This window comes from Collinsella sp. AM33-4BH (genome assembly GCF_003469205.1).
In the GTDB taxonomy this organism is placed as follows: Bacteria; Actinomycetota; Coriobacteriia; order Coriobacteriales; family Coriobacteriaceae; genus Collinsella.
This window is the reverse complement of sequence record NZ_QSIN01000003.1, coordinates 192,799-206,522: the sequence shown is the minus strand read 5'-3', so window position 1 is coordinate 206,522 and position 13,724 is coordinate 192,799. Positions and strand designations below refer to the sequence as shown.

15 protein-coding genes and 1 pseudogene are annotated in these 13,724 nt (G+C 58.7%); 5 read left to right on the top strand and 11 right to left on the bottom strand.

Going from position 1 to position 13,724, the window contains the following annotated elements:
• The 8 genes from DW821_RS10180 to DW821_RS03910 form a co-directional block, all read right to left on the bottom strand.
• A partial coding sequence (locus tag DW821_RS10180) for a hypothetical protein (protein ID WP_199584264.1) occupies positions 1-220 on the bottom strand: 220 nt, incomplete at its 3' end.
• A gap of 56 nt (positions 221-276) precedes the next feature.
• Positions 277-810 (bottom strand): hypothetical protein, encoded by a 534-nt coding sequence (locus DW821_RS03945; protein ID WP_033500213.1) that lies wholly within the window; start codon positions 808-810, stop codon positions 277-279.
• A gap of 201 nt (positions 811-1,011) precedes the next feature.
• Complete coding sequence (locus tag DW821_RS03940; RefSeq protein ID WP_158567539.1) at positions 1,012-1,800, bottom strand: ATP-binding protein; 789 nt, start codon at positions 1,798-1,800, stop codon at positions 1,012-1,014.
• 14 nt (positions 1,801-1,814) lie between these two features.
• Positions 1,815-2,330, bottom strand: a complete 516-nt coding sequence (locus tag DW821_RS03935) for a hypothetical protein (RefSeq protein WP_117817937.1) — start codon at positions 2,328-2,330, stop codon at positions 1,815-1,817.
• A 5-nt stretch (positions 2,331-2,335) separates the two neighbouring features.
• Positions 2,336-2,584, bottom strand: coding sequence for an AlpA family transcriptional regulator (locus DW821_RS03930; protein ID WP_101677788.1), 249 nt, complete (start codon positions 2,582-2,584; stop codon positions 2,336-2,338).
• Positions 2,585-2,662: 78 nt separating this feature from the next.
• Positions 2,663-2,881 carry a helix-turn-helix domain-containing protein gene (locus tag DW821_RS03920; RefSeq protein ID WP_117817940.1) on the bottom strand — a complete coding sequence of 73 codons (219 nt, stop codon included), beginning with the start codon at positions 2,879-2,881 and terminating at the stop codon, positions 2,663-2,665.
• 738 nt (positions 2,882-3,619) lie between these two features.
• Positions 3,620-4,039: a YjdF family protein gene (locus DW821_RS03915; protein ID WP_233539241.1), complete on the bottom strand. Its 420-nt coding sequence runs from the start codon at positions 4,037-4,039 to the stop codon at positions 3,620-3,622.
• A gap of 504 nt (positions 4,040-4,543) precedes the next feature.
• Positions 4,544-5,506 (bottom strand): Abi family protein, encoded by a 963-nt coding sequence (locus tag DW821_RS03910; RefSeq protein WP_117817984.1) that lies wholly within the window; start codon positions 5,504-5,506, stop codon positions 4,544-4,546.
• 853 nt (positions 5,507-6,359) lie between these two features.
• Here DW821_RS03910 and DW821_RS03900 point away from each other — a divergent pair.
• The 5 genes and pseudogenes from DW821_RS03900 (at position 6,360) to DW821_RS03885 (ending at position 7,882) form a co-directional block, all read left to right on the top strand.
• A complete protein-coding gene (locus DW821_RS03900) occupies positions 6,360-6,560 on the top strand; it encodes a type IV toxin-antitoxin system AbiEi family antitoxin domain-containing protein (protein ID WP_117817992.1) in 201 nt (66 codons plus the stop codon).
• A 169-nt stretch (positions 6,561-6,729) separates the two neighbouring features.
• Positions 6,730-6,942 (top strand): hypothetical protein, encoded by a 213-nt coding sequence (locus tag DW821_RS03895; RefSeq protein WP_117583309.1) that lies wholly within the window; start codon positions 6,730-6,732, stop codon positions 6,940-6,942.
• A 16-nt stretch (positions 6,943-6,958) separates the two neighbouring features.
• Positions 6,959-7,291: a nucleotidyl transferase AbiEii/AbiGii toxin family protein gene (locus tag DW821_RS03890; protein ID WP_117817995.1), complete on the top strand. Its 333-nt coding sequence runs from the start codon at positions 6,959-6,961 to the stop codon at positions 7,289-7,291.
• Positions 7,291-7,461: pseudogene (locus DW821_RS10290) on the top strand (IS30 family transposase); the annotation flags it as partial. The gene DW821_RS03890 and the pseudogene DW821_RS10290, both read left to right, overlap by 1 nt.
• A gap of 58 nt (positions 7,462-7,519) precedes the next feature.
• A complete protein-coding gene (locus DW821_RS03885) occupies positions 7,520-7,882 on the top strand; it encodes a hypothetical protein (protein ID WP_117583307.1) in 363 nt (120 codons plus the stop codon).
• A gap of 26 nt (positions 7,883-7,908) precedes the next feature.
• On the opposite strand, the gene DW821_RS03880 is transcribed toward DW821_RS03885, so the two are convergent.
• From DW821_RS03880 to DW821_RS03870, 3 genes are read right to left on the bottom strand one after another with little or no spacing between them, the layout of a single operon-like run.
• Positions 7,909-8,469, bottom strand: coding sequence for a restriction endonuclease subunit S (locus tag DW821_RS03880; protein ID WP_118065718.1), 561 nt, complete (start codon positions 8,467-8,469; stop codon positions 7,909-7,911).
• 21 nt (positions 8,470-8,490) lie between these two features.
• On the bottom strand, positions 8,491-9,483 hold the full coding sequence (xerA, locus tag DW821_RS03875; protein WP_117818001.1) for a site-specific tyrosine recombinase/integron integrase: 993 nt from the start codon (positions 9,481-9,483) through the stop codon (positions 8,491-8,493).
• A gap of 37 nt (positions 9,484-9,520) precedes the next feature.
• Positions 9,521-13,366: an N-6 DNA methylase gene (locus DW821_RS03870; protein ID WP_117818004.1), complete on the bottom strand. Its 3,846-nt coding sequence runs from the start codon at positions 13,364-13,366 to the stop codon at positions 9,521-9,523.
• Between the last annotated feature and the right edge of the window lie 358 nt (positions 13,367-13,724).

The window sequence follows — 13,724 nt, the reverse complement described above, 5'->3', positions numbered from 1 at the left end:
GCCCAGAGAGCTCCTCGAGGCTGAGCTTCGCGTAGGCCGGCACGCCGTCGGCCGCGATGGGCTCGGCGCGCCCGCCGGCGATGGTCCCGCGGATTCCCGCGAGGCGCTCGGAGAGCTCCCTCGCGCTGCGCGTCATTGCCTCGGCGCCGGCCTCCTGGCCGATCCTCAGCATCCAGTCGAGCAGCTTGCCGCCCGCCTCGTCCCCGTAGTCGCTCGCCATCCCGCGCCTCCCTTCCAGTCGAGATGAAAAAGGGCGCCTTCGCGCCCCGGTCGTCCCTATTCGGCCCCGACGGCCCTCTCGCGCGCCATTGGGGCGCGGGCTTCCTGCCCGGCGTGCGCGCGGCTCGCCTCGCGGGCGGACGCGGCGCGCTGCGCCAGCGGCTCGGGAGCCTTCTCGTGCAGATGGGCCCACTCGCCGCTGCGGCACTGCTCCGGCGTCGCCTCGCACATGTCGCGCATGGCGCGCTCGAACCGCTCGGGCTCCTGGGCGATGGCGCCGAAGCTCCAGCTCTCGAAGCCGGTCCACGCGTCGCCGTCGCGCTTGAGCGTCCACCACTCGTCGCCGCCGTTCACCTGCTGGATGAACGCGAGGTCGCGGTAGCAGAACCCCTGGCGTATGGCCCAGTTGCCCGAGCCGAGCGCCTCGCGGAGCCTGTCGACGCTGTCCGTGCGGGAGAACTCGTAGGGGTACTCCTCGAGGAACGGGTCGTCCTGCCAGTCGAAGCCGCCGACCTTGAGCCAGCCGTTCTCCTGGCACTTCTCCACGAGCCCGTCGTGCTCGCGGCCGGTTATCCTCTCGAAGCCGTCCATGGGCCCTCCGCCTTTCGTTTGTTGCTTGGCGGGCGGCGTCCTCGCGATGGGGGCACGGTGCGAGTCGGAGCAGGCGTGCGTGCCGGCGCGCCGGCGCCGCCCAAGACGTGTATAGCGATTTCGATTGCGGCGGGCATCGGGGCCGCCCGCGATGGGTCGAGCTGGGTCGAGCCGTCCGCGCCTCCACGGGAAGCGCACAAGCTAGCCGAGGCGGCGCCTGTCCCTTCCGCCCAGGTAGACGGTCCTGCAGGTCTGGGAGATCCTGCTCGCGATCGCCTCTGCCGTGACGCGCTCGCCGCGCCTTGCGAGCCTGTCCGCCAGCGCGCCCGGCGCGTAGTTCGACGTGACGATGGTCGGGCGCATGTCCTCGTAGCGCGCATCGAGCACGCTGAACACGGTGCCGACGGACCATTCCGTCGCGTCCTCCTTGCCGAGGTCGTCGAGCACGAGGACGTCGCACTTGGCGTACCGCGCGACGGCGGCCTCGGTGCCGCCCTCGTCGAACGTGGCCTTCACGCGCTCGAGCATGCCCTTGGCCGTCGTGAAGGCGACGTCGTAGCCGGCCTCGGCGAACAGCCTGGCCATGGCGGAGGCGGCGTGCGTCTTGCCGGCGCCGACGCCCCCGTGTATGTAGAGCCCGGCGCCCCCGTTGCCGGCGAACGAGGCGATGTACTCGGCGAACTCGGGGCGGTCGGCCTCGGCGGCCCAGTAGCGCCTGGGGATGCCCGCGCACGAGAGCGCCTTCTCCCGGCGGGCGGCCTCCTCCTTGGCGGCGAGGGCCGCGCGCCTTCGCGCCTCGGACTCCCGCTCGCTGGCTGCGCCCTCGCACGGGCAGGGGGCGGCGGAGACCCAGGCGACCCTGCCCGCCAGCGCCGCGCCGAGCGGATCGAGGGCGGCGCCGCAGTGCGGGCACGCCCTCGGCTCCGGCTCGTCGAAGGAGAGCCCGGCCGCACGGGCCTGCTCCAGGGTGATGAGTCCCGCTCGGTCCATCGGGCGCCCCTTCCTTATCTTCTGAAGTCCTTGTTGTCCCTTTTGCTTATTGGGTGGCATATCGTCAGGGGTTTCCCTGTCATCTCGTCAGGGGTTCGGGCTGCGAACCCTGACGGTTCGTCACCCTTGCTCTCGGCGAACCCTGTCATTTCGTCACCCTTTCGGGCCGGGAACCCTGACGAACCGTCAGGGGTTGCCAGCGCTCCGGGCGGCAGTCTCTCGCGCACGATGCGGTACCGCTTGGTGGCGTGCCCGCGCGCCGGGGCGTGCACGCCGCACTCCTCGATGAGGCCCCGATCGAGCAGGTCGCGGATGGCGCGGTGGACGCTGCGCTCCTGCACGTTGAGGAAGCGGGCCAGGCCGCCCTTGCTCTCGAAGTAGCCGCACCCGGCGTCGCAGAAACCGAAGATGCGTGCGTAGACGAGCAGGGGAAGGCCGGAGAGGCCCAGGTCCGCCATCATGAAGTGCCGTACCGTCGTGAACTCGCGCGGGGAGGGGCCGTCGCGCCCCTTCGGGCCTGCGGCTGCCATCGGCGCTAGCCCCTTCTGGGCGAGCCGACGATGCTGTTCCGCTCGACCCATGCGACGAGCTCGTCGTGCAGCACGATGCCGTCGCGAGTCTTGCCGCCGATGTAGCGGATCGGGAACGGGTCGTCGGGGTCCTTGGCGAGCCGGTACATGGCGTCGCGGCTGATGCGCAGCATCGCGCACGCCTCGTCGGCGCCGAATATCGCGTTGGTCGATGCGATGAGCCTCACCTGGCTCCTGCTAATGCTCTTGGTCATGGTCGTCCTCGAGCTCCTTTCGTCTCGAGGCTCCCTCGCGTGCCCGGCCGCGGGCGGCTCCCGGGGCGGTCGCCGCCGTCATTTCCTGCCGCTCCTCGACTCGATGTAGGCGTCCACTGACGCCCTCGACACCAGGAGCTTCCTTCCGAGCCTGTACGAGTCGATCTCTCCCGACCAGACGAGGTCGTATGCCTTGCTCCGGCTCGCCCCCATGTACTCCTGCATCTCGATCACCGTCATCCATTCGTCCCGATCTTGGCTTCCCTCGGGCGCGGCGCATTCGGCTGTGCGTGCCATGGTTCCTCCAATCTTCCCGTGCGGCACCGCGCGAGGACACCGCACGACACCGTGTGCCTTTTCGTCTGCGCGACGATTGAACCGCCTGATGTCGATTGGTAAGCACGGCAGGAGCGGAGACGGGTCGAGCTGGGTCGAGCTGGTCGTGCCTTCACGAAACGGCTATGAGCCGCGTGCCTTAGCTCGCAGCTATGTCCCTGAAAAGTAAAAGGCGCCCATGCGGGCGCCTGCCTAGTAGCTGGAGTTGTTCGGTTGTGGTCGGAATGCTCGTCTTCCGCGGTGCTGTCGTCCGGGGTCCGGCATCTGTCGTTCGCCTCTTCTGTCGTGTTTGATGTTGCGTGTTATGCGAGCGACCTTGCGCGGGCCTGCTGGCCCGTTGCCCCAGGTGCACCCGGATAAATGGTACCCATCCGTTGGGACATGGACATCGCGGGAGGGCTGTTTGGGCAAGCTAGGATGGATGAGCGGCGGGGTTCTAAATGCAATAATTCGAGCTAAAGGGCCTTGTACTCTCTTTTGTAAAACGCGAGGGCGCAATAAACTCGACGATCCCCCTGAACCTTTTCTGAACGAATCAGCTCTTAGGCGGTATGACGCGACACGCATCGGTAGTGCTCGGACTGGGTTAGTCATCGAGTGGGTATAGAACATACGTTCTGTATAACGTTATAGCACCAGGTGGCAGGCGTAGTTTCAATCGAAGCTACGCCTGCTGCTATATATGGGTTGATGGTGGTATCAATGACCGCGATGCTTCTGTTTGCGCTTCAGTTTTCGCTGCTCGAAGCGCGCCTCCGCCTCATCCGCGCGACGCTGGCTTCTTGCTTGAGCCGATTCCCGCTTCATCGTCTCCCGCTGATTCGCGAGCGCCTGCTGCGCCTTGGTGCTCATCGCCGGCTGCTTAAGTGCTTTCGCCGCCTCGCGGGCGCGTCGCTTGGGGTTCTTCGCGGGCTTGCTCGCCTCGGTCGAATCGTGACCGAAGAACGAGAGCTTCGCCCATTTGTTGACAACGAATCGCAGGATCTCCTCATTGGACGGTTCTGCGCCGAAGACGATGCGGGCGGCGCCGTATCTGCCGTCCTCGACATGCTCCGCCAGCCCGACCCAGAATTGGCCGTCGTGATATACGGTCAGGGTGGATGACACGCTGATCTGCATGGCTGGTTCCTCCTTTATGTAGATGACCATGCAGAGAAGGGACAACCAAGGAGGCAGGTTACTGATGCGGACTCCCGCACGCCCACGACTACCCGACGGGGACTGTGTTTTCATCTCTGATGGTTGGATTGTAGCACGTGCGGATTCACGATGTTGATTGCCGGCGCCTAGACGGAGATGAAGGCGGTTCGATCTAGGTCAAGCCGGTCGCTCATTCATGAAGCGGCCGATTCCCTGAAAATAAAAGGCGCCCACGAGGACACCTACAGGCTATCTTCGAACTACTTGGTTTGGGGCAGACGGAGGAAAAAATAGGGCAGAATCGCTCTCACGATCCCGCCCCGCAAACCCGAGGGTTTCTAACTGGCTCCATTATTCCGGGCTTCTCAGTTCTGTCATTGACCCAGGTATCACCCGTCTCCTATAGCGAGTGAATATAAAAATAGGGCAGAGTCGCTTGCGCAAGTCCGCCCCTAAAACCGTGAAGGTTTTGCTATCTGCACGCTATTTTACCAACCCGAGCGATTCTGTCAACCTGCGAAGGAACTCGAGCGCGGAGCGAGCTGCGGCGTCGGGCCCCTTGTCGGGCAGCGCCTCGGTTTCGCCGTCGGCCCTGGCGAACATCTCGGCGAGCTCGGATGCGGCGCGCGAGCGCGAGGAGCCCTCGGGTACCAAGCCGGAGTGCGCCACGAGCACGGTCGCGACCTCCTGCATGGCCGTATTCCCCATCCACTTCCTCCTGGTCGCCTTGGGAATTCCCACGGCGGCGACCCTTCGGGAGACGCCGCTGGACGCCGAGCCCCGGGCGGCGCCCCTCTCGGCGAAGCAGTTGATCAGGCACGAGCCGTGCGCGGCGCAGTTGCGGACGGACTTCACGCGCTTGAGGTCGTAGTGGGAGGCCTCGAGGCGCCTGTCGCCCCATCGCCTGGCGCAGAAGCGCACGAAGTCGATGAGGGTGCCGAACGAGGTGAGCTCAAGGAAGGCCCAGGCAGGCATGTCGCCGGAGTACTTCGCGTAGAGGCTCGAGCTGTAGGGGCTGCGGCCGCTCATCTTGAGCTCGCGCAGGCGGTACTCCCTGTTTGCAGTGGTAAGCGATGCCATGTAGTCGGCCACGATGGCGTAGCCGTCCTCTCCGCGGTCCTCCATCTCGCGAAGCAGTGTCACCTTCTGGAAATGCTCGATGTCGAGCGTCATGCCGAGCAGGGCGTGGCGCAGCTCCTGGTCGAGCGCCGCGAGCAGGCGCAGCTGGCCGAAGTCGAGGTCTACGTAGCGGCCGTCGCGCGGGCCTCCCTCGTATTTCGAGAAGAGTTTGCGGTAGGATGCGAGCTTGAAGAAGTTGCACTTGTCGCGCAGGTAGTCCGCGGCCTCTTCCTCGGAACACAGCTCGAAGGCTACGCCCTTCTGCTTGAGGTGCTCTATCTGCTGCTCGATCGTGAGGATCGGCTTCCTATCGTGGGGTTCGGCCATGCTCGTTCTCCTGTCATAAAAAGTATTGCCTATTTTACCAGCATGTCCTCGACATTCGGTGGAAGCCTCATCGTCGACTCATGGGCAAGCCGCCCGATACGACTCCCTTTCCCTGTCAGTAGTGCAGTCGCCTGACCTGCGGCTTTGGAATCTCGTTGGAAGCCGCTCGCGACCAATCATTTGCAGTTGTTGCGAGTGGCTTGCGCGTGATGCTGCGGTTGAGTTTCAGAAACGGGCGATTCCGCCCAATTGGGCACCCGAATCACGGTCGGAAGCTCCTTTGGGACAAAAACAAAAACTCAATGCCCTGAGTTTGAAAAAAGTTTTTGAGGTTGTCCCAACTTTTGTCCCCGAAGCCGACGAAACGCGACATCGCGTCATTCGGCGGCACGCGTTCCGTGTCGATGCCGAAAACTGGGTGCAACTGGAATGACGGGACGGCAGAACCGAAGCCACCAGCGAAATAGTGGGAATAACAGCCCTCGAACCCTTTGGTTCGAGGGCTTTCTTTTTGCATCTCTACCTGGGAAAACGACCCAATTATTCCCGTGTGTCCCTACTGGGCGGTACAACGGAGTACTCGGCGGTACGGGAATAATTAGGCCCTGCGGGAATAATTCACAATTCGGGTCCCCCGAAGGCCGATTTCGAGCGGATGAAACTGACTTGAAACTGCGAGGCGGATTCAAGCCCTCTTCAATTGCATTCGCCCAGGTCAACAAATGGGAATAAAGAAATGCGAAAATCGGTTTCCGCAGTTTCAGTGACCCCGAATGCCGCCGAATAACGCCGTGTATTCTGAGCGTATTGCTTGCATTGTTGCATTATTTTCCACAATGCAAGCATGGAATAAATCGAAGTCATACGAGCCACCAACGACATCGCCTCTTCCCAAAGGGGGCTCTTCACATCTGTGCAGGCGAAGGTGCTCGGCGTCGAGCGGTACGCGCTCTCGAGGCGGGAAGGGCTCGGCAACATAGAGAGGCTCGCGAAGGGCGTCTACCGCATGGGCGGCTCGCCGAGCACGCGGGAGGAGGACGTCCTCGCGGCCTGACTGTCGATCGACCCGGGGAGGCGCCCCGTCGCCATGGGGGCGACGGCTGCATGGCTCTACGGCATCGGCGAGGTCAGCCCCTCGCCCTACGAGTTCTGCACGCCCGAGAGAAAGCAGACTAAGCGCCCGAACCTGATTCATCAGGAAGCGCCGCCTCGACCCGAAGGACGTGGCGATCGTCTCGGACATCCCGGCGACGAGGCCCTGGCTCACGGTGGTGGACCTGATAGACTCCGGGGAGGAACTGAGCCTGGTCGCGAACGTGCTCGCGGACGCGCTCGAAAGGGGCCTCGTCGAAGACGAGGGCGCGCTGAGGGAGAAAATCGACGCCGGGGGGCAAAAGCCGGGATGTCGGCGGGGGCCAGCCTGTACGATTCGTTAGCTAGGAGGCGGGAAGAATGACGTACGAGAACGGCGGTCAGCTCGACAGGGCCCTGAAGAGGGCCGTTCGCGACAGGGGCGGTGACCCCGGGGACGGCTGTCGTCGGGCTTTGCGCGACCGGTTCCTGCGCAGGGTGTTCAGCAACCCCGACGGCCGGTTTATCCTCAAGGGCGGAAGCGGGCTGCTCGCGCGCATCCCCGACGGCCGCGTCACGCGCGACATCGACTTCGCGACGGCATCTGTGTTTGATAGCGTTCAATTTACGGGTTGGGGCTGCGGTGGAAATCCTGGACCAAAAGAGGACCGGGATTTCCACCGCAGCCCCAACCCGAAAATCAGGCTTGACTAAACACAGACGGTCTGCTGCGCGAGTACTTCCCGAAGGGGACCGGCTTCTCTGCGGTCTCGGACGAGGAGGTCGAGCGGGTGTACGATGCCATCAACCGCAGGCCCCACAAGCGCCTGGGGTTCAGGACGCCCTACGAGGTCCACTACTCAGGGGTGTTGCAGTTGCTCTGAGAATTCAAGCTCGAAAAGGCGCAAGCAAAGGTATCTTGACTACGCTCTAAAGCGTGGCGTGAAGTCCGGCATCGTTGACGCGCTGAGGCTTCAGGGAATTGCCGCGAGCGAGGTTGATGCAGTTTCTGTTGTGGTTGACGAGCATTCGACTTCGATCGACGGAAAGTACAACCTGGCAGAATCGGTTGATGAGGAGCTGCGCTGCGGCATGTTCAACCCAACGTGGCAGACCTCCTACCCTCCTGTATTTAGCGACTGGCTGCCCAAGATTCCAGTCTCCTATGTCGACTCCTCCAAGGTGGCTATGGTGAGGGCGGCTGACGTGACGGCGAACTGGGCATTTATGGCCGAGCGCGACAAAGAGACATATCCGCGAGCCTACGAGATGCTATCAAAGGCGACGGTCCTCGGGCTTCTGTAGCGTTGGACATGTAACTATCTGTCTTTTCAAAAGCCGTGAAGATCTTGGTGGATGATAAATTGCGATTTGTCCGCCTCGGCAGCGAAGTCGGCGAACTCCTGTTGGAGGGACAACGGGGGAATTGCAATGGGAATAGCGGCCAAGTCTGCTGCGCTGATATTTGCCTGATGGACACTTCCCTTCGCTATATTACGAAGGACTCGCTTTCCTTCCTTTGAATTCAGGTAACCAGATACATATTCGGCAGAGCTGTGGTCAGCGAACCTTACGCACACGATGTACCCAGCAATAACCATGGTCTCTGACTGATGAAAAACGCAAGTTTTCCCAACCTTGTCAATGCTGTTGGTTCGATTAAAAAGCATATCGCCATAGCGGACGGTAGCATTTTCGAGAGCTTGGCCCTTTAGGGTGATTCGCTTTGTATCGGTTAGGTCAAGGATGCCGTCGTCGGTGATATTGTTCATTCGGATGTAGACATAATCGCCATCGGCGCCGGCTTTTGCTGAAGTGCCGTAGTGCATTTCTATGCTGTAGTTGCCAATTGTTTCGATTGGCCATGATGCGTGCGTCTTGGTTCTAAACATCTCGACAAACCGTGATTTGACTTAACAGATATACCTTCTATGAGAGTCCCTTACGTTGTCCTGATCGACCATTGCGTACATCAACGTTGTGTCAATCTTTTGATGGCCAAGCAGCTTCTGCACCTGCTCGATGGGCATTCCTTTTCCAATTGCTTTGGTGGCCAGCGTTCTCCTGAACTTATGTGGGTGGACGTGTTTGACGCCTGCTTTTGTTCCCAAGGAGCGAAGGCGGAGCTCGACTCCGCTTACTTGCAGCCTGGAACTCGGCTTTGTGAGACTACAGAATAGCGCGGCGACGTTATCGCTGCGTTCTTGCAGGTAGTTGTTTAGGTGCAGCTTTGTAGTTGCATCAAAATAGACGACTCTCTCTTTGTTGCCCTTTCCGAGTACAATGCACTCTCGCCGATTTAGATCAACGTCTTCTCGATTGAGCGAGACGAGTTCGCCTATTCTCATCCCTGTTGAACTAAGAAGGTTGATGATTGCCAGATCCCTCTTGCAAGAACAGGCGTCTGTGAGGGCTATAAGTTCTTCATCAGAATATACGGACTTGACCGTTCTCTTTGAGCGAATCTTTTTAATGCGTCGTGCAGGGCTTTTGAGTATATGGTTCTCGTCTTCAAGCCAAGAGAAGAATGACGACAGGATGCGCCTGACGTTGTCGACGGTGATGCTCCCCGCGTTATTACCTATGGGATATTCGCTCAGGTATGTTCGTAAGTCATCTGAACTAATCCGGATAATTGGTTTTTTGATTGCTTCGAGCGCCCTTGTAAGTGTGGCCTTGTAGTACCTGATGGTCTTAGGCGAGCATCCCTCGATGGTTTTGGCTGCGAGGAATCGCTCCATGTACTTTGAGGCCTCGTCTTCGACATTGCTGAGCGCGTTCACTTCAAGTTCGATGCCCCTGAGTTCGCTCATAAGGACGCTCTCGAGATACGAAAGCACTTCGCCGCTAACGAGTGCCTGCATTTTTGTGAGAACCGCGTTTGCTATTTCGACCGTCGTGTGCATCAGTTCCTCCCATCCCGATATGGATGGGAGGAACGTATCACGCGAGGAATCGGTTTAGAAGGGCGTCGCGCTCTGCGGAAAGGGCGTCGACCTCTTGCTCAAGTGCAAATTGCGATTTGTCGACCTGGGCGACGAAGTCGGCGAACTCTTGCTGAAGCTCAAGGGGAGGCAAGGGAACCGTCATTCTCTTTAGATCTTCTTTGGTAATTGCCTCCCTTGTTGCTCCAGCCGCTCTTGAGCCGTTTAGCAGGAGTCTCTGATACGAATCACTGATCAGCACCGTGTTCAATAGCACCGGTAGCATCCGTTTTTGGTCGACTCTGACAATTGAGACATGCTGATTAACACGTCCACCAGCCAATTCATCCGGCAAAAGACATGAACGAGCAACCGAAGCGCCAGTAATATTCAGAAGCACGTCACCCTTCATCAGCGTGACGCCTTCTAGTTTTGCGGCTTGTTCATCATCAATACAAGCAAGGTCCTTCCACACGAAACGACCGTTGTGAACATTCATACTTCTGACCAGCGGAACACCTTCGGCCTTGTATGCCGTTTTGCCGCCTCGTGGTGTTGCTCCGGAACCCAACTTGGTACAGAGGTCTTCAAGCCTAACGAAAGGCCATTTTTTACCATCGACCGGATCGCCAAATACCTCTACAAACCGTGATTTGACGCTTTCCTTGAGAGCGGCGATTTGCTGTCTTTTGCTATTGATTTCATCTGTTAAGCGATTGAAACCGTCGATGAGGGCTCTCTGCTCGGAGAGCGTCGGGACTGGGATGGGGTATTTGAGCAGCTCATTCTTGTCTCCGCGAGGCCTGCCGGTTCCCGTGAAGGTGGACATATCGTAGTCGAAGAAGTCCTTCTGCCACAGGAGCAGATGGAGGAACTCGGGCAATAGGCTGTCGGTATTTATGCTTCGGAATACCAAAACGTCCTTGGAGCACGCCCCATCGCGGTCTGCGAGCCAAATCTTCTGCAGATAGGGGCGAATATTGGAGACGAGCGTGTCTCCCTTCTTGTATGCGGTGCCAGCACTTGCCGGAAGCTCTCCGCTATAGGCGGTTATGCCGCCACGATCCTTGACCATGTTCTCCGTTGTTACGTAAGTGTCGGTGGTGATGGAACTCTGGGCCACGCTGTTGGTAACGTAGGATGTGATGTCTCTAAGCGTCTTGACTACGGTGCCCTGGGCGAACGAGCGGGGCTTGTAGAAAGAGCGGGGAATCGTAAGAGTCTCGTCGAACTTCTCGGCATCAAAGTCGATGAAATCGGTGGTCTTGGCATAGTAGTAGTACTGGGCAAGGTCGCCGGGCTCAACCTGCTCGCCGGAGAACCATGCTCTGATGATGCCGCTTAGCGAGTTCGTGTCGTCCGATTCGTCGTCCGAATAGAGCACGCCCTCACCATCGATGGGCTGTATCCCCTCGTTGCCTTTGCGATTGCTCCATTTGTAGCCAAGGAAAGAGGCGATTTCCTTGGTCGTGTTAGGTGAGTTGATGATGAGCGTCTGTTCGCCGCAGACGAGACCCCAAACGCGCAGGCGTTTGCGCTCTTCCTTGTGCGCATAGCGATAGAACAGCTCGTTCTCTGCTTTGAGCTGTGAGTTCTTGTCGGCCGCCTTCCAAGTCTTGCTCTTTCGAAGGGTCTTGAGCTCCTTCGATGATTCGAAAAGATGGCAATAAACGTTGAAGTGGCGAGTGTTTGCCCATTCGTTCCAGCCAGCCTCTCCTGCGAGAAAAGCCCGGTAAGTATCTCCGTCTACATTAATTGTGTCGAGATAAGCGTTGAAAGCGCTTTCGTCTTTCCAACCAGTGAGCTTCCTGCGCTCAAAAACAGCGTCAACGAAATCAAGTGCGTTCGCATTGCGGGGCGGGATCTCGTCAAAGCGACGTAGGAACATAATTGCGACGTTTGTTCCTGTGGCCGCGAATGTGCCTGATCCAAACCTGGCGATGGAGACGATCTCGAAGGAGCTCAAAAGCACATCGCGTGCGGCCATGAAACTCGAGCTCGTGCTCTTGTCGAGGATCGAGGTGGGGAGGACAATGGCGGCGTAGCCTCCGGGCCGAACAAGCTGTGCCGCACGCTCGACAAAGAGGGTCTCGATTTCCGAGCCGCTATCGCTGATGGTTTCCAGCACTTTGAGTTCGTTGTTGTGAAGCTTGAGATGCGGTTTGAAGGCCGCGACAGAGTACGGGGGATTGGCGACAAGAATGTCGAAGCGTCCCCTGTCGGTTCGGCTGTCGATTCCCTTGTCGGGATAATTTTCAAGTCCGTCGCCGAAGACCACGTTGCCCTGCCCTGCGCCATGCATGTAGAACGAGACCTTGGAAACGCGAGCGAGTCGATAGTCCTTCTCGATGCCGACGAGATTGTCTCTGACCCAGTCGGCGTCTCCGAGGTCATCCTCTATGGTCGGATCATATTGGCATGCGGCGTCGGAGATTTCTTCGAACCCTTCTGTGAGAAAGTGCCCCGCGCCGCAGGCGTAATCGATAACGCGTGGATAGTGCACGGCACCAGCCTCGTCCTGCACGATGCTGTCGAGTGGGAGTGACTTCCAAATAAAACGGGTGATGGGCACAGGTGTGAAGAATTGGCCCTCGTTTTGCTTAAAGCCCTGATTAAGGAGCTGTTCGAAGAGGTCGCCCAAGAATTGAATGTCTTGAGTTCCTACGATGCGATACGGCTGTAGAAGTTGCACCGTCTCTACGAGTACCTTGCCGTTCTGAAGAAAGAGTTCCTCGTTGTGGACGTCTTTGAACGCAAAGTCATTGTTGGTATAAAATTTAAGCTTGCGCAGCGTGCCGTTCAGCTCCTCGATGAGCTGCTTGCGGTGCTGGCCCGTATAGTTGCTTATGAGGTTTTCGGCGTAGTTGTTGGGAACGTACAGGACCTCTTCCCGCATGAGCTTTCTCATGCCGTCTGAGTGGAGTCTCTGGAGTCTGTCCTGGAGCGTTTCGTAGGTGTCTCGTCCTTGGCGGTATTGGAACTCAATCTCCTGGGTTGGCATTTTCGAGAGCTCGTCTTGGAGCTTCGCGATAAAGAGCGCAATAAGGCGATTGAAGGCGTTCTCTTTATCGGAGACGTTGTTGTGGCGGAGGATTTCCTCGAAGCGGTTGACGATGCTGTCTTCGGCCCTGAAGTCGACAAGGTCCTTCTTGAGAAGGGGAGGAACCATCGGGTGGTATGCCGTCGACCTATCGCCAAAGAGGATGTTTCCCTCGACTTGTTGGTTGTACGTTTCCGTCCAAACTTGATGGAGCTGTTCCACTGTATGGGCGTCGCGGTAGAGCGCAATGGTGTCATCGCGTTTGGCGAGCGCGATGAAGTTCTCGTCATCGCTGCAGTTAATTGAAACCTGGTCTAACACAATTTCGTTGTTGATGAAATCGCATGCAAAGAGTACCAACCAGCGAGTCGCGCGCTCTTGTTGCCAATAGGAGAGGAGTTGCCCTCCGTCTGACTGCATGTTCTTGAATTCGTTTTTGAACTCGGTTCCAGGGGTCTTGCATTCGACGATTGCGAGTGTGTCGCCCCTCTCGTCATTAATGCAGATATCAGCGCGGCCGCTCTTTTGTTCGTGCCCAAGGGCCCATTCGCGCTCCAGCTCGAGTGATTCGGGGCGATATCCTTTGTCGAGGAGCATGGTTACGCAGGCGAGTACGACGAAGTTCTCGTTATCGGAGAAGTTACAAGTTGTGTCTTTGTTGACCTTGAACCCCAGGTCTTTCGGGTAGCCGATGCGTTTCTTGGAAAAATCGACCGTGATTTGTGCGCTGGTCTCTTCCCAGGATTTCTGATAAACGGTGCCGTCGCCCGACGGCTCGTAGCACAGAGCCCTAAGTGCGTCGCGAAGATTGTCCAGCGTAATCATCTAATGTCTCCGTAGCTGCGAGGTGAAAACACAATTCGCTAATATTATCGCAGAGGGCACCGTAAGAACGTAGTGTGATTGGCGGTGCTGCTGCTTGCCGGGGCATTTGATTGGATGATGACGCGCACGGGGCGGGATTCGCCAGTCCGCTAAGCCACGCTGGCAACAGTAGCGTACCAGGCGGTTGCTTGCAGAGATCCTCACGCGCGCCGTGCTTGAACCACTGGAGGTACGTGTTTCTCGTCGTGCGTCCATCGGTGACCGATCCGCCTTTTACTAAACAAGTTTATCGAGCGCGCGAAGCGATTGAGCCAATGGCGAAGCTCCAACTTATTCGTCAACTCATGGGCAAGCCACC

Excerpts from the sequence above, each read along its gene's own strand:
- DW821_RS03890 (WP_117817995.1), top strand. The coding sequence starts at position 6,959 with ATGACGTACGAGAACGGCGGTCAGCTCGACAGGGCCCTGAAGAGGGCC.
- DW821_RS03930 (WP_101677788.1), bottom strand. The coding sequence starts at position 2,584 with ATGACCAAGAGCATTAGCAGGAGCCAGGTGAGGCTCATCGCATCGACC.
- DW821_RS03945 (WP_033500213.1), bottom strand. The coding sequence starts at position 810 with ATGGACGGCTTCGAGAGGATAACCGGCCGCGAGCACGACGGGCTCGTG.
- DW821_RS03915 (WP_233539241.1), bottom strand. The coding sequence starts at position 4,039 with ATGCAGATCAGCGTGTCATCCACCCTGACCGTATATCACGACGGCCAA.
- DW821_RS03910 (WP_117817984.1), bottom strand. The coding sequence starts at position 5,506 with ATGGCCGAACCCCACGATAGGAAGCCGATCCTCACGATCGAGCAGCAG.
- DW821_RS03920 (WP_117817940.1), bottom strand. The coding sequence starts at position 2,881 with ATGGCACGCACAGCCGAATGCGCCGCGCCCGAGGGAAGCCAAGATCGG.
- DW821_RS03940 (WP_158567539.1), bottom strand. The coding sequence starts at position 1,800 with ATGGACCGAGCGGGACTCATCACCCTGGAGCAGGCCCGTGCGGCCGGG.
- DW821_RS03870 (WP_117818004.1), bottom strand. The coding sequence starts at position 13,366 with ATGATTACGCTGGACAATCTTCGCGACGCACTTAGGGCTCTGTGCTAC.
- DW821_RS03880 (WP_118065718.1), bottom strand. The coding sequence starts at position 8,469 with ATGTTTAGAACCAAGACGCACGCATCATGGCCAATCGAAACAATTGGC.
- xerA (WP_117818001.1), bottom strand. The coding sequence starts at position 9,483 with ATGCACACGACGGTCGAAATAGCAAACGCGGTTCTCACAAAAATGCAG.
- DW821_RS03935 (WP_117817937.1), bottom strand. The coding sequence starts at position 2,330 with ATGGCAGCCGCAGGCCCGAAGGGGCGCGACGGCCCCTCCCCGCGCGAG.